The 20,326-nt window shown below is 69.1% G+C and carries 18 protein-coding genes; 6 read left to right on the top strand and 12 right to left on the bottom strand.

Annotated features, from left to right (window positions below; genetic code table 11):
• Positions 1-7 precede the first annotated feature (7 nt).
• The 4 genes from ACE11G_RS05830 to ACE11G_RS05815 are packed head-to-tail and all read left to right on the top strand — an operon-like array spanning position 8 to position 3,741.
• Entirely contained in the window at positions 8-736 is a 729-nt protein-coding gene (locus ACE11G_RS05830) for a phosphoadenylyl-sulfate reductase (protein ID WP_006897632.1), read from the top strand.
• Complete coding sequence (gene cysD, locus ACE11G_RS05825) at positions 733-1,707, top strand: sulfate adenylyltransferase subunit CysD (RefSeq protein ID WP_372452511.1); 975 nt, start codon at positions 733-735, stop codon at positions 1,705-1,707. Before ACE11G_RS05830 ends, cysD begins: the two co-directional genes overlap by 4 nt.
• Complete coding sequence (locus ACE11G_RS05820; RefSeq protein WP_006897630.1) at positions 1,707-3,008, top strand: sulfate adenylyltransferase subunit 1; 1,302 nt, start codon at positions 1,707-1,709, stop codon at positions 3,006-3,008. Before cysD ends, ACE11G_RS05820 begins: the two co-directional genes overlap by 1 nt.
• A 13-nt stretch (positions 3,009-3,021) precedes the next feature.
• Positions 3,022-3,741 carry a sirohydrochlorin chelatase gene (locus tag ACE11G_RS05815; RefSeq protein WP_375003919.1) on the top strand — a complete coding sequence of 240 codons (720 nt, stop codon included), beginning with the start codon at positions 3,022-3,024 and terminating at the stop codon, positions 3,739-3,741.
• A gap of 476 nt (positions 3,742-4,217) precedes the next feature.
• Here the strand turns inward: ACE11G_RS05815 and ACE11G_RS05810 are convergent, their stop codons facing one another.
• The 8 genes from ACE11G_RS05810 to lepA form a co-directional block, all read right to left on the bottom strand.
• On the bottom strand, positions 4,218-5,846 hold the full coding sequence (locus ACE11G_RS05810) for an AMP-binding protein (protein ID WP_062367880.1): 1,629 nt from the start codon (positions 5,844-5,846) through the stop codon (positions 4,218-4,220).
• Positions 5,847-5,989: 143 nt separating this feature from the next.
• The gene (locus tag ACE11G_RS05805; protein ID WP_006897627.1) at positions 5,990-6,985 is read right to left on the bottom strand and encodes a sulfate/molybdate ABC transporter ATP-binding protein; all 996 of its coding nucleotides are present in this window, start codon (positions 6,983-6,985) and stop codon (positions 5,990-5,992) included.
• Position 6,986: 1 nt separating this feature from the next.
• Complete coding sequence (gene cysW, locus ACE11G_RS05800; protein WP_062367881.1) at positions 6,987-7,898, bottom strand: sulfate ABC transporter permease subunit CysW; 912 nt, start codon at positions 7,896-7,898, stop codon at positions 6,987-6,989.
• On the bottom strand, positions 7,895-8,737 hold the full coding sequence (gene cysT, locus ACE11G_RS05795; RefSeq protein WP_006897625.1) for a sulfate ABC transporter permease subunit CysT: 843 nt from the start codon (positions 8,735-8,737) through the stop codon (positions 7,895-7,897). The genes cysW and cysT overlap by 4 nt, the downstream gene beginning before the upstream one ends.
• Complete coding sequence (locus ACE11G_RS05790) at positions 8,734-9,801, bottom strand: sulfate ABC transporter substrate-binding protein (protein WP_062367882.1); 1,068 nt, start codon at positions 9,799-9,801, stop codon at positions 8,734-8,736. The genes cysT and ACE11G_RS05790 overlap by 4 nt, the downstream gene beginning before the upstream one ends.
• 168 nt (positions 9,802-9,969) lie before the next feature.
• Positions 9,970-10,170 (bottom strand): hypothetical protein, encoded by a 201-nt coding sequence (locus ACE11G_RS05785; protein ID WP_006897623.1) that lies wholly within the window; start codon positions 10,168-10,170, stop codon positions 9,970-9,972.
• A gap of 114 nt (positions 10,171-10,284) precedes the next feature.
• Entirely contained in the window at positions 10,285-12,324 is a 2,040-nt protein-coding gene (locus ACE11G_RS05780) for a M3 family metallopeptidase (RefSeq protein ID WP_062367883.1), read from the bottom strand.
• Positions 12,324-14,213, bottom strand: coding sequence for a translation elongation factor 4 (gene lepA, locus ACE11G_RS05775; protein ID WP_039867867.1), 1,890 nt, complete (start codon positions 14,211-14,213; stop codon positions 12,324-12,326). Before lepA ends, ACE11G_RS05780 begins: the two co-directional genes overlap by 1 nt.
• Before the next feature lie 138 nt (positions 14,214-14,351).
• Here lepA and ACE11G_RS05770 point away from each other — a divergent pair, with 138 nt between their 5' ends.
• A complete protein-coding gene (locus ACE11G_RS05770) occupies positions 14,352-15,020 on the top strand; it encodes an alpha/beta fold hydrolase (RefSeq protein WP_278124342.1) in 669 nt (222 codons plus the stop codon).
• A gap of 78 nt (positions 15,021-15,098) precedes the next feature.
• Here the strand turns inward: ACE11G_RS05770 and ACE11G_RS05765 are convergent, their stop codons facing one another.
• Positions 15,099-16,196: a sulfotransferase family protein gene (locus ACE11G_RS05765; RefSeq protein ID WP_375003918.1), complete on the bottom strand. Its 1,098-nt coding sequence runs from the start codon at positions 16,194-16,196 to the stop codon at positions 15,099-15,101.
• Positions 16,197-16,398: 202 nt separating this feature from the next.
• Here ACE11G_RS05765 and rpsT point away from each other — a divergent pair, with 202 nt between their 5' ends.
• Positions 16,399-16,659: a 30S ribosomal protein S20 gene (gene rpsT, locus ACE11G_RS05760; RefSeq protein ID WP_006897618.1), complete on the top strand. Its 261-nt coding sequence runs from the start codon at positions 16,399-16,401 to the stop codon at positions 16,657-16,659.
• A 144-nt stretch (positions 16,660-16,803) separates the two neighbouring features.
• On the opposite strand, the gene holA is transcribed toward rpsT, so the two are convergent.
• Genes holA through ACE11G_RS05745 form a run of 3 tightly spaced genes read right to left on the bottom strand, consistent with a single transcriptional unit; the run spans position 16,804 to position 20,300 of the window.
• Entirely contained in the window at positions 16,804-17,745 is a 942-nt protein-coding gene (gene holA, locus ACE11G_RS05755; RefSeq protein ID WP_375004105.1) for a DNA polymerase III subunit delta, read from the bottom strand.
• On the bottom strand, positions 17,633-19,255 hold the full coding sequence (locus tag ACE11G_RS05750; RefSeq protein WP_375003917.1) for a ComEC/Rec2 family competence protein: 1,623 nt from the start codon (positions 19,253-19,255) through the stop codon (positions 17,633-17,635). Before ACE11G_RS05750 ends, holA begins: the two co-directional genes overlap by 113 nt.
• A 4-nt stretch (positions 19,256-19,259) precedes the next feature.
• Complete coding sequence (locus ACE11G_RS05745) at positions 19,260-20,300, bottom strand: helix-hairpin-helix domain-containing protein (protein WP_039867183.1); 1,041 nt, start codon at positions 20,298-20,300, stop codon at positions 19,260-19,262.
• Positions 20,301-20,326 lie beyond the last annotated feature (26 nt).

The raw sequence follows: 20,326 nt of genomic DNA, 5'->3' as shown, positions 1-20,326 counted from the left end.
AAAGACGATGACCGTCACCACAGATGATCTGGACGAACTGAAGGCGATCGCGGAGGCCGGTGCCGAGCAGCTCGGACCCGACGCCACCGCCGAGGAACTGCTGCGCTGGACCGCCGAGACCTTCGGCCCGCACTTCGTCATCGCGGCGAACATGCAGGACGCCGTACTGATCGACGTCGCCGACAAGGCGATCGAGGACAAGGAGGCCGTCGGCGGCAGGCTCAAGGCGCTGTTCCTCGACACCGGCTACCACTTCGCCGAGACCCTCGGCACCCGGGACGCCGTCGAGCAGGTCTACGACCTCGAACTGCTCAACATCACGCCCGAGCAGACGGTGCAGGAGCAGGACGAGCTGGTCGGCAGAAATCTGTTCGCCACCGACGCGGCCGAATGCTGCCGGCTGCGCAAGGTGGTCCCGCTGCGCGGTGCCCTGGCACCCTTCCGCGCATGGGTCACCGGTATCCGCCGAGTGGAGGCGCCCACCCGCGCCAACGCACCGTTGATCTCCTTCGACGAGGGCTTCGGCCTGGTCAAGATCAATCCGCTCGCCGCATGGAGCGACGAGCAGTTCCAGGACTACATCGACAGCCACGGCGTCCTGGTGAATCCGCTGGTCGACGAGGGCTATCCCTCGATCGGGTGCGAACCGTGCACCGTCAAACCAGCCGCCGGAGCCGATCCGCGCAGCGGCCGTTGGGCCGGCAGCGCCAAGACAGAATGCGGGTTGCACGCATGAGCATCATCGAATCGACAGACGTCCAGTCCGCCGTCGCGGACCGTGACGAACACCGTCCTGAGCGAGCGCAGCGAGACGAGGGATTCACCACGCTCGACGCCCTCGAGTCCGAGGCCATCCACATCTTCCGCGAGGTGGCGGGCGAGTTCGAGCGGCCGGTGATCCTGTTCTCCGGCGGCAAGGACTCGACGTTGCTGCTGCACCTGGCGCTCAAGGCCTTCTGGCCCGCGCCGCTGCCGTTCTCGCTGCTGCACGTGGACACCGGCCACAACCTGCCGGAGATCATCGAGTTCCGCGACGAGATCGTCGAACGTCACGGCCTGCGCCTGCACGTCGCGAGCGTCGAGGAGTATCTGGCCGACGGCCGTCTCACCGAGCGGCCGGACGGCATCCGCAACCCGCTGCAGACCATCCCGCTGCTGGACGGCATCAGCGAGAACCGCTTCGACGCCGTGTTCGGCGGCGCCCGGCGCGACGAAGAGCGGGCCCGCGCGAAGGAACGCATCTTCTCGCTGCGCAACGCCTTCGGCCAGTGGGACCCGAAGCGTCAGCGTCCCGAACTGTGGAACCTCTACAACGGCAGGCACGCTCCGGGCGAGCACGTGCGCGTGTTCCCGCTGAGCAACTGGACCGAGCTGGACGTGTGGCGTTACATCGCCCGCGAGCAGGTGCTGCTGGCGCCGCTGTACTACGCGCATGAGCGCGAGGTGTACCAGCGCGACGGCATGTGGATGACCGCCGGGCCGTGGGGCGGACCGCGCGAGGACGAGACCGTCGAGACCCGGATGGTGCGCTACCGCACCGTCGGCGACGGCTCCACCACCGGTGCGGTGCTGTCCGAGGCCACCGACAACGAAGCCGTTCTGGCCGAGGTCGCCGCATCGCGGCTGACCGAACGCGGAGCCACCCGCGGCGACGACCGCGTCTCCGAGGCCGCCATGGAAGACCGCAAGCGCGAAGGATATTTCTGATGAAGCACTCCCCCGACCTTCTGCGCATCGCCACGGCCGGTTCCGTGGACGACGGCAAGTCGACCCTCGTCGGCCGCCTGCTGTACGACACCAAGTCGGTGCTCGCCGACCAGATCGACGCCGTCACCAAGGCCTCGGTGGACCGCGGCATGGACACCCCGGACCTGTCGCTCCTGGTCGACGGCCTGCGCGCCGAGCGCGAGCAGGGCATCACCATCGACGTCGCGTACCGCTACTTCGCGACCCCCGCCCGGTCGTTCGTCCTCGCCGACACCCCCGGCCACGTGCAGTACACGCGCAACACCGTCTCCGGAGCGTCTACCGCGCAGCTGGTGATCCTGCTGGTCGACGCCCGCAGCGGCGTCGTCGCGCAGACGCGTCGGCACGCCGCCGTGATGGCCCTGCTCGGCGTTCCGCGGCTGGTGCTCGCAGTCAACAAGATCGACCTCGTGGAGAACGCCGCCGAGGTGTTCGCCGAGATCTCGGCCGAGTTCAACCAGATCACCGCGTCGCTCGGCTACTCGCCCGAGCAGGTCCAGGAGATCCCGGTCTCGGCGCTCCACGGCGACAATGTCGCGATCCGCTCGGAGAACACGCCGTACTACGACGGTCCGACTCTCATCGAGCATCTGGAGACGGTGCCGAACGAGCTCGACCGCGGGCAGGTCGGACTCCGATTCCCCGTGCAGTACGTGATCCGGCCGCGCACCCCCGAGTACCCGGACTACCGCGGCTACGCCGGTCTGGTGGCCGCGGGAAGCGTGTCGGTCGGCGACGAGATCGTCGTCCAGCCGTCCGGTCTGCGCTCGACGATCGCGAAGATCGACACCCCCGACGGCGAGCTGGACACGGCGCACGCCGGCCGGAGCGTCACGCTGCTGTTGACCGACGACATCGACATCTCGCGCGGCGATCTGATCGCCTCGGCGGCCGATGCGCCGGAGCCCGCGCAGCAGTTCACCACCACGGTGTGCTGGCTGTCGGAGAAGCCGCTGCGTGCCGGTGCCCGCCTGCTGTTGAAGCACGGCGCCAAGACCACGCAGGTGATCGTCGGCGGCCTCGACGCGCTCTTCGACGAACAGAACCTCGCCCTGGTCGAGGCACCGGAGTCGATCGAGCTGAACCAGATCGGACGGGTCTCGCTGATGACCGCCGAGCCGATCCCGGCCGACGACTACTCGCGCAGCCGCGAGTCGGGCAGCTTCCTGTTGATCGATCCGCAGGGCGGCAACACCCTCGGTGCCGGCCTGGTCGGCGACGCGCTGGCGGCGCTCGAGCTGCCGTCGCCGGCCTTGGCGTGACCGCCCGGTCCGGATGACCACGCTCGTTCTCGCCGCGCACGGCAGTCGTGATCCGCGCTTCGGCGTCACCGCGCGCCGGGTGACCGATGCGGTCCGCATCGCGCTGCCCGGCGTGACGGTGGAGCTGGCATACCTCGACCTGACCGCTCCCCTGCTCACCGATGTTCTCGGGTCCGTGTCCGGCGAAGTGGTGGTCGTTCCGTTGCTGTTCGGCGACGGCTATCACAGCAAGGTGGATCTGCCCGCGCTGATCGACGCGGCCCACGCCGCGAATCCCGCCGCGACCATCGTCCAGACTCCGGTCGTGGGCCGGTACTCCCCGGTTCCGGCGCTGGTCGAGCGGCTGTCGGAGGCCGGTGCCGGCCCTCGCGACGGCGTGCTGATGCTCGCCGTCGGATCGTCGGACGCCGGCAGCGACGCTTCGGTGATCGGACGAGGCCGCGAACTCTCCGCAGCGCTCGGCCGGCCGGTACGCACGCTCTTCGCCACCCGTCTGGGCCGTGACGGCGCCGCCGTCCGGGAGACGGTCGACGCACTCCTGGCCGACGGCGCCGACCGCGTCGCGGTCAGTCCGTTGTTCCTATCGGCGGGCCTGTTGACCGATCGGGTGGAGCGGTATCTCGACGCGATGGACGTACCGATGGTCGTGGCCGGTCCTGTCGCCGACCACCCGTGTCTGGTCGACGCAGTCGCTCGCCTGTATACAGCCGCCGCGGTCGTCGTCGCGAGCTGACTCCCGAGTTCGCTTCCTCCGGGCCCCGGGAGTCTCGACACGCGCACTCACTACGTTCGCGCGCTGCTCGACAACCCTGCGAAGCCCGAGGCCCGTCGAGTCGCGAGGAACGAAGTGACGAAGCGTATCGAGACATGCGCACACGTCTCGACACGCACACTCACTGCGTTCGCGCGCTGCTCGACAACCCTGCCAAACCCAGCCCAAGGCCCGTCGAGTCGCGAGGAACGAAGTGACGAAGCGAATCGAGACATACGCACACGTCTCGACACGCACACTCACTACGTTCGCGCGCTGCTCGACAACCCTGCGAGGCCCGAGGCCACCCTGCGAGACCCAGCCCGAGGCCCGTCGAGTCGCGAGGAACGAAGTGACGAAGCGAATCGAGACATACGCGCGTCTCGACACGCACACTCACTGCGTTCGCGCGCTGCTCGACAACCCTGCAGACCCAGCCCGAGACAACCCTCAAACGGTCAGCCTTGGATGCGCATGGTCGAGTCGCCCCAGGCGGCGTCGCGGAGTTCGTTCTTGCGGATCTTGCCGGTCGACGTCTTCGGCAGATCGTCGACGAACTCCACCTCGCGCGGAGCCTTGTAGCCCGCGATCCGGCTCTTCACGTGTGCGATCACCTCGGCCTCGGTGAGCTGTTCGCCCGGCTTGCGCACCGCGTAGGCCTTCGGGCGCTCGCCCCACTTGTCGTCCGGCACGCCGACCACCGCGACGTCGACGATCGCGGGATGGCTCACCACCGCCTGCTCCACCTCGATGGTCGAGATGTTCTCACCGCCGGAGATGATGACGTCCTTGGCCCGGTCGAGGAGCTGCACGTAGCCGTCGGGATGCATCACGCCGAGATCGCCCGAGTGGAACCAGCCTCCGGCGAAGGCCTCGGCGGTGCGCTCCGGATCCTCGAAGTAACCCTTCATCACCACATTGCCGCGCATCACGATCTCGCCCATCATCACACCGTCGGGCTCCACATCCACCAGGGTCCCGTCCTCGGCGGGCTCCGGGAGAACGACGCGGAGCCGATCGGCGGTGATCATCCCGACGCCCTGCCGTGCCATGCGCACGGCCAGTTCCTCGCCCGACAGCGACGACCAGCTCGCGCTGGGCTCGCACACCGAGTACGGGCCGTAGGTCTCGGTGAGACCGTAGACGTGCACGAGCTCGATCCCCAGATTGCGGATCGCGCGAATGATCGTGGGGCTCGGCGGCGCCCCCGCGGTCGCGATGGTCAGGGGCCGGTCCATCCGGTGGGCCTCGCCCGCGGTGGCGAGTGTGGTCAGCACCGTCGGCGCGCCACTCATCTGGGTCACCAGTTCGGTGTCGATGAGACGCCACATGTCGTCGCCGCGAACCGCCCGCAGGCACACGTGCGTGCCCGCGACCGCCGTCACCGACCAGGGGCCGCACCAGCCGTTGCAGTGGAACATCGGCAGGGTCCACAGGTAGCGGGTGTCGATGCCGAATCCTTGGGTGAGCACGTTGCCCAGCGAGGCCAGGTACGCACCGCGATGGGTGTACATCACGCCCTTGGGCTCGCCGGTGGTGCCCGAGGTGTAGTTGATGCTGATCAGCGAGTTCTCGTCGTCGACCTCCCACGGGATCGGGCTGTCGGAGCCGCGTGCCGTCAGCTCGTCGTACCGCAGATCGCCCGCACCGGTGTACTCGCCGTCGACGCTCGGGGTCTCGACCACCTCGCGCACGGTCTCGAATTCCACGCCCGCGAGCGCCTCGAGGAACGGCGCGTCGCCGACCAGCAGACGTGCTCCCGAGTGATTGCAGATGTAGCGGACCTCGGCGGGTGCGAGACGGGTGTTGACCGCCACCAGCACGCCGCCGGCGAGCGGCACCGCGAAGTGCGCGACCAGCATCTCCAGCGAATTGGTCGCCAGATACGCCACTCGGTCGCCCTCTCCGATCCCAGAGGCACGCAGGGCTTGGGCCAGACGGGTCACCTCAGCCGCCAGCTCGCGGTACGTGCGTCGCCGACCGCCGTCGACGGCCGCCTCCTTGTCCGGATGCACCTCGACGGCACGGTCGAGGAATCGCAGGGGCGTCAGCGGGCTGTCGAGTCCGGATCGGGCGGGAAGCGTCATGGTGTGACCCCTTCGGGGAGTGGTGGTGCAGTGTGACCCGACCACCATAGTCCAATGACACTCAGTGCCACCATAGGTCCGAAGTCTTTGCGCCGAACGGTCGAACCCCTGCGATCTACGGCACTTCGTGCCGTACCGAATCCCTAGTCGGCCGAGAGTTGCGGCACTTTCGTGGCGCGCGCGAAGATGTCCTCGCCGGCCACCAGACGCAGGGCGTTCTGGTCACCGCGCGTGATCTGCGCGACGAACTCCTCGCCCGACGCCGCCGAGACCAGTTCCACGCGGGTCTCGAAGCCGAGATTCACCACGCGCTTCACCCGCGCCTTGATCACGCCGGTGTCCAGCGCGGTCTCGGCGGGCGGATAGACCATCTCGGCCGAGCGGCCGAGCCGGATGTCGTGCGGACGCACCAGTTCGCCGTTCAACCGCGAAATCGATCCGAGGAACGACGCGACGAAGACGTTGTCCGGCCGGTCGTACAGATCGTCGGGCTTGCCGACCTGCTCGATGCGCCCCTTGTTCAGCACCGCGATCCGGTCGGAGACGTCGAGCGCCTCCTGCTGGTCGTGTGTCACGAGGACCGTCGTCACGTGCACTTCATCGTGCAGCTGACGCAGCCATTTGCGCAGGTCCTCACGCACTTTGGCGTCGAGGGCGCCGAAGGGCTCGTCGAGCAGGAGCACCTGCGGATCAACGGCCAGAGCGCGGGCCAACGCCATCCGCTGACGCTGACCGCCCGAGAGCTGAGCCGGATAGCGCTTCTGAAAGACGGTGAGTCCGACGATGTCGAGCAGCTCGTCGACCTTCGCCTTGATCTCGTGCTTGGGACGCTTGCGGATCTTCAGGCCGAAGGCGATGTTGTCGCGGACAGTGAGGTGCTTGAACGCGGCGTAGTGCTGGAAGACGAACCCGATGTCGCGCTGCTGCGGCGACGCACCCGAGACGTCGACGCCGTTGATCCGTACCGTTCCCGAATCGAGCCGATCCAGACCCGCGATGGCGCGCAGGAGCGTCGACTTGCCCGATCCCGACGGGCCGAGCAGGGAGGTCAGGGATCCCTCCGGGATGTCGATGGAGACGTCGTCGAGGGCCGCGAAGTCGCCGTAGCGCTTGTTGGCGCCGATCACCGAGATGGACATGTCAGTTGTTCTCCTCGCCCGCGCCGACGGCCGTCGGCGCGTGGGCAGCCTCGTGTTCGTTCCGGTCCGCGGACACGGCCTTCATCGTCTCCGCGCTCGCATCCGCGAGCTTGCCCTTGGCCCGGCGCTCGATGAGCGTCATCACGACCAGGACGAGAATGGCGACCATCATGAGCAGGGTCGCCGCGGCGTACGCCCCGTACTCGTTGTAGTCGTCGGTGTACCTCGAGTTCACCAGCAGCGTCAGCGTCTGCGAGACTCCCGGGAAGTTCGACGACACCATCGTGACCGCGCCGAATTCGCCGAGCGCGCGGGCGATCGTCAGGACCACACCGTAGGTGAGACCCCATCGGACGGCGGGCAGTGTGATCCGGCTGAACGTCTGCCAGCCGGTGGCGCCGAGCGTCGCGGCGGCCTCCTCCTGCTCGGTGCCGATCTCGCGCAGCACCGGCTCCACCTCGCGGACGACGAAAGGCAGGGTGACGAAGATCGTGGCGAGCACCATGCCCGGGATCCCGAAGATGACGCGGAATCCGAGCGACTCGATGCCGCCGAACCAGCCCTCGGCGCCCCACAGGGCGATCAGCGCCACGCCGACCACCACCGGCGACACCGCGAACGGCAGATCGACCACCGCCTGCAGCACGCCCTTGCCCCGGAACCGGCCGCGCGCGAGGGCGAGAGCGGTCAGGACTCCGAAGATCACGTTGAGCGGCACCACGATCGCCACGATGAGCAATGTGAGCTGGAGCGCCGAGATGGCCGCCGGCGTGGTGATCCACTCCCAGAACTGCCCCAGCCCGTGCTCGAACGATCGCCAGAAGATCAGTCCGACGGGTACGACGAGCAGCACCGTCAGGTACAGCAGTGCGATGGATCGCAGCGTCAATCTGGTGAGACGAGAGACGATCATTCCGAGCCCTCCCGGCGGGTCTGGATCTTGGCCACGACACGCAGCAGGAACAGGACGACGAAGGCGATGACCAGCAATGCCACGGACACTGCGGCCGCGTTCACCGGCTCGTCGACCTCGATCTGCTGCTGGATGTACTGCGAAGCGACCTGCGTCTTGCCCGGGATGTTGCCGCCGATCAGAACCACCGAACCGAACTCGCCGATCGCGCGGGTGAACGCCAGTCCGGCACCGCTGAGGATCGCGGGCAGCAGCGCGGGCAGCACGATCCGCGACCAGATCACCCGATTGCCGGCGCCCAGGACCGCGGCCGCCTCCTCCACCGAGGTGTCGAGTTCCATCAAGACCGGCTGCACCTGCCGGACGACGAAGGGCAGCGTCACGAAGGTCAGCGCGAGGACGACGCCCGGCTGAGTGGCCGCCAGGTGGATGTCGAAGGGACTGTTGGGCCCGTAGAGGGCGAGCAGCACCAGGCTGGCGACGATCGTGGGCAGCGCGAAGGGCAGGTCGATGATGGCGTTGACGACACCCTTGCCCGGGAACTCGTCACGCACCAGCACCCAGGCGATCACGGTGCCGAACAGCACGTTGACGACGCCGACGATCAGCGACACCACGACGGTGATGCCCAGCGCCTGCAGCGCCGCCGGATCGGTGATGCCGTCCCAGAATCCGCCCGCGCCGTCGTCGAAGGCCTGAGCGGCGATCGCGGCGAGCGGAAGCAGCACGATGATGCTGAGCCACAGCCCGGTGATCCCGAGCGAGAGCGGTCCGTCGGGCCGCCATCCGCGGCGCGGCGCGAAGTCCTGGGTCTCGTGAGAGACGCGCTCGGTGGTCACCGTCCGGCCTCCCGCGCGTAGATCTCGCTGATGTCGCCGCCGTTGCCGAACAACTGCTTGTCGACCTTCTTCCAGCCGCCGAGATCGGCGACGGTCCACTCCTTGCGGATGTCTCCGGGGAACAGGTGGGCGGTCTGCCGCGCGACGTCCGGATCCACCGGCCGGAACCCCGCCTCGGCCCACAGCTTCTGGCCCGGGGTCGAGAACAGGTACCTGACGAAGGCCCGCGCGGCGGCCGGATCGGTGCTCGTGTTGACCACCGCGACCGGATTCTCGATCTTGAAGGTGACCGAGGGCACGATGTAGTCGATGCGGTCGGCCGGCGGCGAACTCGCATTCTTGCGGGACAGCATGATCGCCTCGTTCTCATAGCTGATGAGGACGTCGCCCTGCCCCTGCTGGAAGGCCGAGGTGGCCTCGCGTCCGGACTTCGGCAGCACCTTCACATGATCGCGGACCAAGGCACTGACGTAATCCAGCCCGGCCTGCGGGTTCCGGCCGCCGTCGCTCTTGGCCGCGTACGGAGCGAGCAGGTTCCACTTCGCGGACCCGGAACTGCCCGGGTTCGGCGTCACCACTTCGATGCCTGGCCGCAGGAGATCGTCCCACGTATGGATGTTCTTGGGGTTGCCCTGGCGGACGACGAGCGCGACCACCGACCCGAAGGGAATCGAATCGTTCGGCGCCTGCTGCTGCCAGTCCTCATCGACGACACCGGCGTCGACCAGCCGGGTGATGTCGGGCTCCACGGAGAAGTTGACCACGTCGGCCGGCAGACCGCGGGCCACCTTCCGCGACTGGTCGCCGGACGCGCCGTACGACTGGGAGAAGCCGACGTCGTGACCTTCCGGCGTCGCGCGGAAACCGGGAATCACCATGTCGAAGCCGACCTTGGGGGTCGCGTAGGCCACCAGGTTGAGATGCCTGCTTCCCGAGGAGATGTCGATGCCGTCGGGACGGTCGGTGGATCCGCCGCCGCACCCGGCCAGCGCGGCGACGAGTGCCAGCGCGACCGTCACGCATGCCGCCTTGAGGACTGCGCGCTGAAGAGTTCCCGTGCTCACCCGAAGAACCTAACCACCGCGCCGGGCCGCTCTCAACGCCGCGATTCGTGTCTCCGCGAGGGTGGTGACGCGGCGTCGAGGTTGTGCTAGCGGAGGATCAGCCAGGCGAGCAACACGAGAACGAGCAGTGCCACCAGAGCAATCGTGACCTTGGAACGAAACATCGCGTCAGATACCCAATCCGTGATCGTCGTCGGCCTCCGCGCGGCCGAGCTTCGAGAAGAGTCGTCCGACCAGGTAGTTCACCCCGGACGCGACGAGCGTGGCCAACGGCACCAGCACCACGGCGGTGACGATGAGCTGCGGGACGAAGGGCAGACCGGTGAGCCACTCCTCGACCCCGTCCCACCAGGACAGAACGCCGTTCACCGCTCGATCACCTCATCTGCACTCGCACTCGCGCGGTTTCGCCCACACTGATTTGAAACCCTACTCGCCGGGTGCCTGCGACGGGGGTCACGCCACTGCCCCGGCACCGCCGCGCTAGGCGAGCCCACGGCGGAGCAGCAGCGGTTCGATCCGGGCGCTGTGGCCGATCATGGCGGCATGCGCGGCGACCGGATCGACGCTGTCGCCGCGCGACAGCACCGCCTCGGCGAACGCCGCTCCCAGTTCCGGTCTGAGACCGCCGCCCGCCAGGAACCACTGCTCGGTCTCGGCGTCGAGGATCTCCGACCAGATGTACGAGTAGTACGCCGACGAGTAACCGCCGCCGAAGACGTGGTTGAAGTACGTGCTGCGGTACCGGGGCGGGATCAGGTCGGTTGCCAGCCCGGCATCGGAGAGTGCGCGGCGTTCGAACTCCAGCACGTCGTCGGGGATCTCGTCCTCGGCGAGCCGGTGCCATGCGAGGTCGAGCGCGGCGGCGGCGAGGTACTCGACGGTGGAGTGCGCCGATTCGGTTCCGGTCGCGCCGCGGACTGCGTCGATGAGCTCGGCCGGCGCGGGTTCACCGGTGAGGTGGTGACGCGCGTAGCCTGCCACCACCTCCGGGTGCAGCGCCCACATCTCATTGACCTGCGACGGGAATTCGACGAAGTCCCGCGGCACGCAGGTTCCGGACTGGGAGACGTAGTCGACCGCCGACAGCAACCCGTGGATCGCATGTCCGAACTCGTGGAACAGCGTCGTGAGTTGGTCGAGGGAGAGCAGACACGGACGGCCCGGCTCGGGACGGGTGAGGTTCAGGACGTTGACCACGATCGGCGCCGTGCCGAGTTGCCGGGACTGGTCGACGATGTTGTTCATCCAGGCGCCGCCCCGCTTGGACGGCCGGGCGAAGTAGTCGCCGAGGAACAGCCCGATCCCGGTGCCGTTGCGGCTCACCTCCCACACCCGGACGTCGGGATGGTAGCCGGCGAGGTCGTCGCGCTCGGCGAAGCTCAACCCGTAGAGGCGTCCGGCCGCGGCGAAGACCCCGTCGGTGATGACGGTGTCCAGCTCGCAGTAGTCCGCGAAGCCGTCGATGTCGATCGGCTCGGCGGAGCCGGCGGCACGGGCCCGCTGCTCGGCGGCGAGCCAGTAGGTCACATCGGCCGCACCGAGCGGACCGCCGGCGAGTGCGGCCAGGCGCGCGAGCTCATCGTCGGCGGCCTTCATCGCCGCGGCGCCGAGCCGAGCCAGGAGATCGGCGACAGACTGCGGCGACGGCGCCGTCTCTTCGGCGATCACGTACTCGGCGTGGTTCGCGTAGCCGAGCAGGGCCGCGCGCCGAGCGCGCAGCCGGACGATCTCGAGGATCGACTCCCGGGTGTCGTGGGCGTTGCCGCGGGCACACCGGACCGCGGAGGCGTCGAAGACGCGGCGACGCGCGGCGGGGTCGGTGAGCTTGGCGACCGTCGCCTGACTGGTCGGGAGTTCGAGGGCCACCAGGTAGCCGTCTCGACCGGCGTCGGCCGCAGCGCGGGCAGCCGCGGCGATCTCCGAGGGCGACAGCCCGTCGAGGTCCGCGGCGTCCTCGAAGTGCACGGCCGAATCGTTGGTGTCGTCGAGCAGGTGCTGGCCGAAGTCGGTGGTCAGCGTCGCCAGTCGGGCGGAGATCTCCCGCATCTGTTCCTGCCCCGCCTCGTCGAGGGCCGCGCCGGACCGGATTGCGTCGCGATACCGCTGCTCCAGCAGGCGCGTCTGCGCCTCGTCGAGGTCGAGTTCGGCGCGACGCTCGTACAGCTCGGCGATGCGCGCGAAGAGCGCGGAGTTCAGCGCGATCGCGTTGGCGTGCTCAGTGAGGCGCACCGCGAGGACCTGCGCGATCTTCGCGCGCTGCGGATTGCTGTCGGGCCCCTCGAGATTGAAGAAGATCCCGTTCACCCGGGCCAGCGACCGTCCCGACGCCTCCAGCGCGGCCACCGTGTTGTCGAAGGTCGGGGCCTGCGTCGAGTCCGCGATCGCGTCCACCTCGGCGCGATGCTCGGCGAGCGCGATGTCGTACGCGGGCAGGAAGTGGTCGTCGGAGATCGACGCGAAATCCGGAAGCCCGTACGGCAGCGGCGAGTCGGCGAGAACCGGCGACGTCGTGGCCGCCACTACTTGCCCTTCGGCTTATCGCCGAGTTCGTCGGTGGACAGCGCGGCGACGAAGGCCTCCTGCGGAACCTCGACCCGCCCGATCGTCTTCATCCGCTTCTTGCCCTCCTTCTGCTTCTCGAGCAGTTTGCGCTTGCGGCTGATGTCGCCGCCGTAGCACTTGGCCAGCACGTCCTTGCGGATCGCGCGGATGTTCTCGCGGGCGATGACCTTCGACCCGATGGCGGCCTGAATCGGGACCTCGAACTGCTGGCGCGGAATCAGGTCCTTGAGCTTGAGTGCCATCCGGTTGCCGTAGGAGTACGCCGAGTCCTTGTGGACGATCGCGCTGAACGCGTCGACGGCTTCGCCCTGCAGCAGGATGTCGACCTTCACCAGATCGGCCTGCGCCTCTCCCGACTCCTCGTAGTCGAGGCTGGCGTAACCGCGGGTGCGCGACTTGAGCGAGTCGAAGAAGTCGAAGATGATCTCCGCCATCGGCATCGTGTAGCGCAGTTCGACGCGGGTCTCCGACAGGTAGTCCATGCCGCCGAGCTCGCCGCGGCGCGACTGGCACAGCTCCATGATCGCGCCGATGAACTCACTGGGCGCGATCACCGTGGTCTTGACCATCGGCTCGAAGATCTGGCTGGTCTTGCCGGTGGGCCAGTCGGACGGATTGGTCACGATGTGCTCGGTGCCGTCGTCCATCACCACGCGGTACACCACGTTGGGCGCGGTGGAGATCAGGTTGAGGTCGAACTCCCGCTCCAGCCGCTCGCGAGTGATCTCCATATGCAGCAGGCCGAGGAAGCCGCAGCGGAAACCGAAGCCGAGCGCCACCGACGTCTCGGGCTCGTACGTCAGGGCCGCATCGTTGAGCTGGAGCTTCTCGAGTGCCTCGCGCAGGACCGGGTAGTCGGACCCGTCGACGGGATACAGACCCGAGTAGACCATCGGACGCGGCTCGCGGTAACCGGTGAGCGGCTCGTCGGCGCCGTTGCGAGCGGTGGTGACGGTGTCACCGACCTTCGACTGCCGGACGTCCTTGACGCCGGTGATGAGATAGCCCACCTCGCCGACGCCGAGACCCGCGCTGGCCTTCGGCTCCGGCGAGACGATGCCGACTTCGAGCAGCTCGTGCGTCGCGCCGGTCGACATCATCGCGATCTTCTCGCGCGGGACGATGCGTCCGTCCACCACGCGGACGTACGTGACCACACCGCGGTAGGTGTCGTACACCGAGTCGAAGATCATCGCCCGGGCCGGCGCATCGGGGTCGCCGACGGGGGCGGGGATCAGACGGACCGCCTCGTCGAGCAGTTCCGGCACGCCCACGCCGGTCTTGCCGGAGACGCGGAGCACCTCCTCGGGTTCGCAGCCGACGATGTGCGCGATCTCCGCCGCGTAGCGGTCGGGGTCGGCCGCGGGCAGGTCGATCTTGTTGAGCACCGGAATGATGGTGAGGTCGTTCTCCATCGCCAGGTACAGGTTCGCCAGCGTCTGCGCCTCGATCCCCTGGGCGGCGTCCACCAGCAGGATCGCACCCTCGCACGCTTCGAGCGCGCGGGAGACCTCGTAGGTGAAGTCGACGTGGCCGGGGGTGTCGATGAGGTGCAGCACGTACTCCTCGTCGCCCACCTTCCACGGCAGCCGGACGTTCTGCGCCTTGATGGTGATGCCGCGCTCGCGCTCGATGTCCATGCGGTCGAGGTACTGCGCGCGCATCTGCCGTTCCTCGACGACGCCCGTCAGCTGCAGCATCCGATCGGCGAGGGTGGACTTGCCGTGGTCGATGTGCGCGATGATGCAGAAGTTGCGGATCTTTGCGGGATCGGTGAACGTCTTGTCGGCGAAGCTGGGAATCTCACTCACTCCTTGCGCGGCGGGCCCGGGTGAAGCCCGGTGCAGATCACCCTCCAGTTTCGCACGACACCGGCCGGCAGTTCGCCCCGCCGCCCCGCGCGAGGCGGGCCGCCGCAGGCCCGACGGCCCGCAGCGCGGCCGCACCACCGATTAGGCTCGACGCATCATGGGTACGGACAGGCGATGACTGACAACGAGTTCACGGTGGAGACGGCGACGGTCGCGGCGGACGTGACGTGCCCGGACGAACCCCGCGGACTAGTGATCCTCGCGCACGGAGCGGGCGCCGACCGCCGGGCCGCGATCCTGCGGGCGGTCGGCGGCGCCCTGGCCGCCCGAGGACTGGCGGTCGCGCGCATCGATCTGCCGTACCGGCAGGACCGGCCCAAGGGTCCGCCGTCACCGTCGAAGGCGGCCCGAGACCGCGACGGCATCCGCGAGGCGGTGGCCGAGCTGCGGTCCGCGGCTCCCGGCCCGCTGATCGTCGGCGGACACTCGTACGGCGGACGTCAGGCGTCGATGGTGGCGGCCGAGGACCCGGATCTGTTCGACGGGCTGTTGCTCACTTCGTATCCACTGCATCCGCCCGGGAAACCCGACCGCATGCGGACCGACCATCTCCCCGCGATCACCGCGCCGACGCTGATCGTGCACGGCCGCAGCGACGCCTTCGGAACGTCGCAGGAGTTCGCCGAGGCGATAGACCTGTTCGGCGGTCCGGTGCGAGTGCTCGAAGTGGAGCGGGCCGATCACAGCCTCAAACCCGACCGGAGCGGCGTCGCCGACCTGACGGCCGATGCGGTCGACGCATGGCTCCTGCCCGCGGCCGCCGAGCGCGCGGAACGACGATGAGCAGCGCACCGCGGCACCCGGCCCGCTGCCGTCGACCGGACGTTCCCAATGCGCCGGCGAAGTCCGCTTCCTGACCCGTCAGCGCATCAGCCGGCGCCGCACCCGCCGCACGAGATCAGCCGCGCGCGTGGTCAACGCGGGACTGCGGTCGGGCACCGGACCGGTCTTCGCCCACAGTGCGATCACATCGAGCGCGGCCTCGACGATGTCGCCGTCGGTGACAGCGGCGGACTCGTCCCCCGCGGTGGCGGTCACTCGAAGGTCCTGAACTGTTCCGGCGACCGGATGTCCGCGCCGGACGAGTTCGGCGACCATCTCCTCCGACTTCCTCGCGGCCCAGGCCGCCTGCGGCCCGGTCAGCCCCTCAGGCCGGCCGTCGCGCGTCGCGAACAGGTAGTCGCCGATCAGAACGCCTTTGACGAGACGCTCGTACCGGCGCCATTCGATGTCCTCGGGCTGCAGCCGGCCGTTGAGCCTGCGCAGCAGTTCGGTCTGCGTCGCCGACAGTGACTTGTTGCTGCTGGGCACCTCCGCGGGCAGGTCGGCCGGATCCATGCCGAGCGCGCGGACGAAGCGCTCCCACAGACCGTCGCCGTCGCTCGCGGTTCCGGGCGCCGGAACGGTGACGATGTGAACGCGTTCGGGACCGACCACCTCCGACCAGTCCGCAGTGATCCGCCGGTAGTCCTGGAACTCCCAGAACGGTTCCTGACCGGGGCCGGCGTGGTCGTCGGCGATCGACTCGACGAACTCGTCGAGCGCCGCCTGTCGCTGATTCTTGACGTTCTCCTGCCAGACCGATGGAACCTGTCTGGCCAGATCGCGCACCGTGAGCACGGCGTGCACCTCGTCTGCGAAGCTCAGGTCGGCCACCAGGCGCCGGATGTGCTCCGGACCGGCGTTGGCGAACAGCTCGTGCGAGACGAGGGACGAGCCGTGCCAGGCCCGCATCTGGGCGACCATCGACGGCCACACGCCCGCGTGTGCGGGATCGGCCCAGTCGAGGTAGCGCTCGGGCTGCAGGTGGGCCGCGGCGTGGAAGTGGTCGTCGATCCGGTTGCCCGGATAGAGCAGCCCGGCTCGGGCGAGGGCGTGGTCGCGGTTGCGCCACAGCCGATCCTGAACGTGCGTGGTTCCGGTCTTCGGCAGACCTACGTGGACATAGACGACTGACATAGTGCTTCCACTGTAGGCAGCGGTGCGCACCATCGGATGACGCTCGCACCCCCGGTGCGGGCGATTTTGGCGCTTCCTGCGTCGCTGGTATCGTTGACCGCTGTTGCGATGGACGCTGGCCGATGACCGGACCGCTCTGTCGCCGATGGGTACAAACGACAGTCGGCCGAGGGCCGCACAGGACGCCAGAAGAGGACATCGCGTGGCTAACATCAAGTCTCAGATCAAGCGGAACAAGACCAACGAGAAGGCACGTCAGCGCAACCAGTCGATCAAGTCGGCCCTGCGTACCGCCATCCGCAACTTCCGCGAGACGGTCGCCTCGGGCGACAAGGACAAGGCCGCCGAGCTGCTCGTCACGACCAGCCGCCAGCTGGACAAGGCTGCGTCGAAGGGCGTCATCCACAAGAACCAGGCCGCCAACAAGAAGTCGGCCATGGCTCTCGCGGTCAACAAGCTCTGACGCCGGGCGGCCTTCGGGCCGCTCCGCTTCGTTCAGCTGAGTTCGTTCTGCTGAGCGAAGCCATAACAGAATCACGCTTTCGCAAACACCTCGATGACGGGCCACGGAGTCATCGAGGTGTTTGTCGTCGCGCAGACACACCGCCTATCGCCGGCGCGGACGCAGACGCGCCACGGTGGCGACCGCGTGCTCGAGTGCGTAATCGGGATCGGCGGCCTGTCCCTTGACTGCACCGTTGAGGTCGGCGACCACGAGCACGGCCTCGCCGATCGACGCCGAATCCCAGGCTCGAGCCTGGGTCTGGATCTTCCCGACCCGGCCGGGCGACATCCCGAGTTCCGAGGCGAGGGAGTACTTGTCGCCGCCGCCCATCGACCGGACCCGCGCGATGGCGTGCACCGCCTCCGCGAGCGCGTCCGCGAGCAGAACACGCGCCGTGCCGTGGTGTTCGGCCCAGGCGAGCGATTCGAGCGCGCCGGCGAGGTCACCGGTCACGGCCTTGTCCGCGACCTCGAAGCCCGTCACCTCGGGACGCCCGGTGTAGTAGAGGCGAACGGCGGCGGCGTCGACCTTGTTGCCGGTGTCGGCGACCAACTGGTGGCAGGCGGCCGAGAGCTCACGCAGATCCGATCCCACCATCTCGGTGACCAGCTCCACCACCTCGGCGCTGACCCGTGCGCCGAGCGCGCGGAACTCCGCGCGCACGAAGTCCATCCGCTCGGACGGCCACTTGGGCGCCGCGCACGCGAACTCCTGGGCCCCGGCCTTCTGCAGTTCACCCACCATCGACTTCTGCCTGCCGCCGCCGGTGTGCACCACCATCAGCGTGATGCCCTCGGGCAGGGCCTTGGCGGACGCGGTGATGAGCGCCGCGGGCTCCTTGCCCGCATCCGCCGCGGACTGCACCACGACGATGCGTTCGTCGGCGAACAGCGACGGACTCAACAGTTCGGCCAACTCCGGCGCGGTGACTTCACCGGCGCGGACGCGGGTGACCGGTACGTCGACCCCCGCCTCGCGACTGCGCTCGGCCGAGACCTTCGAGATGACGCGCCCGGTCAGGAAGTCGTCGTCTCCGAGTAGCAAGTACAGCCGATCGCTCACATCGAACATGGTGCCAGACAGCCCGGACACGACCGCGGCTGCGCCACCCCAGCACGCCGGCGGCACCGAGGACCAGCACCGTGACCGCGGTCGGTCCCGGCACGGCCACCGTGGACCACCGCGGCCCTCCCAGCCAGTCGGCGACCGCGATCAACCACCTCGTCGGCGGACCCGCGGCGCGCACCAGCAGTTCGGCGAGAACGGTGGTCGGTCCGTAGCGCGGTCCGAGCCCGCCGATCACCGCCGCCGCCGTGCCCAGCAGTCCGGCGATGCCCACGACCGGCACCGCCAGCAGATTCGCCGGAACCGACAGGAGGTTCACCGTGTCGGTGACGGCGATCAGCAACGGCGTGGTGAGCACCTGTGCGGCGAGGGTCATCGACAACAGCGTCGCCGGCGCTTCGGGGACCCCGCGACGCACGAGCGCCGAGCGGATCGGCACCGACCACAGCACCAGCCCGAGCGTCGCGACCACCGACAGCGCGAACCCGGGAGCGAGCGCCATCTGAGGCCACAGCAGGGTCACCACGATCACCGCCGTCCCGAGAGCGGGGAGCGCCTGAGCCCGTCGCGAGCCCAGACCCGCAGCCAGGCCCACCGACCCCATCACCGCCGCTCGCAGCACACTGTCGGTGGGGCGGACCAGGATCACGAAACCGATGATCGCGAGGCCGCCCAGTATCGCCACCGTGCGCTCGGACGCTCCGCACGACCGGACGCCGAGAATCACGGCGCCGCACACGAGCGCGAAATTGCTGCCGGAGACAGCAATGAGATGTGCCAGACCGGCGGCCCGGAAGTCGGCGGCCGTGCGTTCGTCGAGTCCGCTCACATCGCCGAGGACGAGTCCCGGCAGCAATCCCGCCGACCGCTCGGGCAAGGCCCGCAGCGAGACATCTCGCAACCGCTCCCGGACGGTACCGGCAGCGCGCTGCCACCACGGCGGTCCCCGCAGCCCGGTCATCGGACCGGTCGCGGTCAACTGCGCGGCCTGCAACCGGTCGGCCGCACGGTCACGCGGTGGCCGGACGCGGACTCGTACGCGGTACCGCTCGCCGGGCAGCACATCCGGGCCGTCCACCGGCGCGGTCAGCTGTGCCGCGACCGGTCGCTGGCGGAGGCCGCTCAGCGCACGGACGGTGACCGGAACGCGCATGCGTCCGCCGGTGAGGAACACCGGGTCGCCGGTGGTCTCCACCTCGACGGTCGGCTTGCCCTCAGCGGTTCGGATCGGTGCGGAGTCGACGGCGATCACTCGCAGGACGACGGCCAGAGTGGACGCCGCGATCAATCCGCACGCCGCTGCGGCCGAGACGCCGATCGCGCGACGCAGGCCCGCGTTCCGCCTGCTCCACACCGCTGCGGCGATTCCGGCAGCCCCGAATCCGGCGCTTATCGACGCGCTCACCGCGACCGGCGCCGCGAGCGCCGTCGCCGCGGCCGCCCAGCATCCCGCGGCCGGTGCCGCGAGCCGCAGGTCGGACGTGCGCACCTCGCTAACCGACCGTCACCAGCGGCTTGAGCTTGGCCAGCCTGCCCGGTCCGATGCCGTCCACCTCCGCGAGCCGGTCAACCGAGTCGAACCGGCCGTGAGCCTGCCGCCAGGCCAGAATCGAGGCTGCCGTCACCGGGCCCACTCCGGGCAGCGCGTCCAACTGCTCGGCGGTGGCCGTATTCAGATCGACGAGGCCGGTGCCCGCCGCCGGCGCACTGCCGCCGGGAACCGATGGCGACTCCCCCGCCGGCGCCGAACCCGCCGCCACCACCGCGCTGCGGACCGTCGCCTCCTCCCCGCCCCTGCCGATGAGGATCTGGTCTCCGTCGTGCAGCGGCTGTGCCATGTTCAGGCTCAGCAGATCGGCGCCGGGCCGGGCCCCGCCTGCTCGCTTCAGCGCGTCCGCCACTCGCGCCGCACCGGTCAGTTCCACCAGACCCGGCCGATTGACCAGACCCACGACGCTCACCACGATCCGCGGAGACGACGGCGGCGGTACCGACGCGGAATCGCCGCCGGATGCGGCCGCCGGCGCGCGCGGGCCGGCGCTCGACTCGAAGGCCACCAGCGGCGCCGTCGGCTCGTTCTGTTTCAGCAGTGAGTACCCGGCGATCGCACACGCCACCAGACCGACGACGATCAGGCCGATCGCGGCCGGCGGCAGCATCGTGAACCGGCGACGCGGCGCATCCCATTCGTCGTCCCACGGCTCCTCATCGTCACCGTGCCGGGATCGGTCGCCGTCACCGAGCGACTCGATGCCCGCCGGCTCGTAGCGCTCCGGCTCATAACCTTCCTGCTCATAGCCTTCCTGCTCGTAGTCGTCGGGGCGGTCGGCGCCGTCCTCGTCCTCCGGTTCATCCGAGAGGCAGTCGAATTCAGCCCGCTGCGACCACGCCCGTCGGCCCTGGGGCGTATCGAGCCAGTTCGGCATGCCAGTGACACCCCACGGCGTGTCGGCCCGCGGGGCCGGCCCCGCCAGGCGTGCCAGTGGATCGGCCCCGGTTGCGCGGTCGCGGGCCACCCGCTTGTTCCTCCCCATGCCGGGAAGAGTAGGCAGCGCGCCCG

It is taken from the genome of Gordonia sp. PS3 (assembly GCF_041950545.1).
Taxonomy (GTDB): Bacteria; Actinomycetota; Actinomycetes; order Mycobacteriales; family Mycobacteriaceae; genus Gordonia; species Gordonia sihwensis.
The sequence above is the reverse complement of the archived record's forward strand: the minus strand, read 5'-3'. Positions and strand labels throughout refer to the sequence as shown.

Bases quoted from the DNA above. Each gene is read 5' to 3' on its own strand.
- ACE11G_RS05805 (WP_006897627.1), bottom strand. From the start codon at position 6,985: ATGTCCATCTCGGTGATCGGCGCCAACAAGCGCTACGGCGACTTCGCG.
- cysD (WP_372452511.1), top strand. From the start codon at position 733: ATGAGCATCATCGAATCGACAGACGTCCAGTCCGCCGTCGCGGACCGT.
- ACE11G_RS05830 (WP_006897632.1), top strand. From the start codon at position 8: ATGACCGTCACCACAGATGATCTGGACGAACTGAAGGCGATCGCGGAG.
- cysW (WP_062367881.1), bottom strand. From the start codon at position 7,898: ATGATCGTCTCTCGTCTCACCAGATTGACGCTGCGATCCATCGCACTG.
- ACE11G_RS05820 (WP_006897630.1), top strand. From the start codon at position 1,707: ATGAAGCACTCCCCCGACCTTCTGCGCATCGCCACGGCCGGTTCCGTG.
- ACE11G_RS05765 (WP_375003918.1), bottom strand. From the start codon at position 16,196: ATGTCAGTCGTCTATGTCCACGTAGGTCTGCCGAAGACCGGAACCACG.
- ACE11G_RS05815 (WP_375003919.1), top strand. From the start codon at position 3,022: ATGACCACGCTCGTTCTCGCCGCGCACGGCAGTCGTGATCCGCGCTTC.
- ACE11G_RS05810 (WP_062367880.1), bottom strand. From the start codon at position 5,846: ATGACGCTTCCCGCCCGATCCGGACTCGACAGCCCGCTGACGCCCCTG.
- ACE11G_RS05745 (WP_039867183.1), bottom strand. From the start codon at position 20,300: ATGGGGAGGAACAAGCGGGTGGCCCGCGACCGCGCAACCGGGGCCGAT.
- ACE11G_RS05770 (WP_278124342.1), top strand. From the start codon at position 14,352: ATGACTGACAACGAGTTCACGGTGGAGACGGCGACGGTCGCGGCGGAC.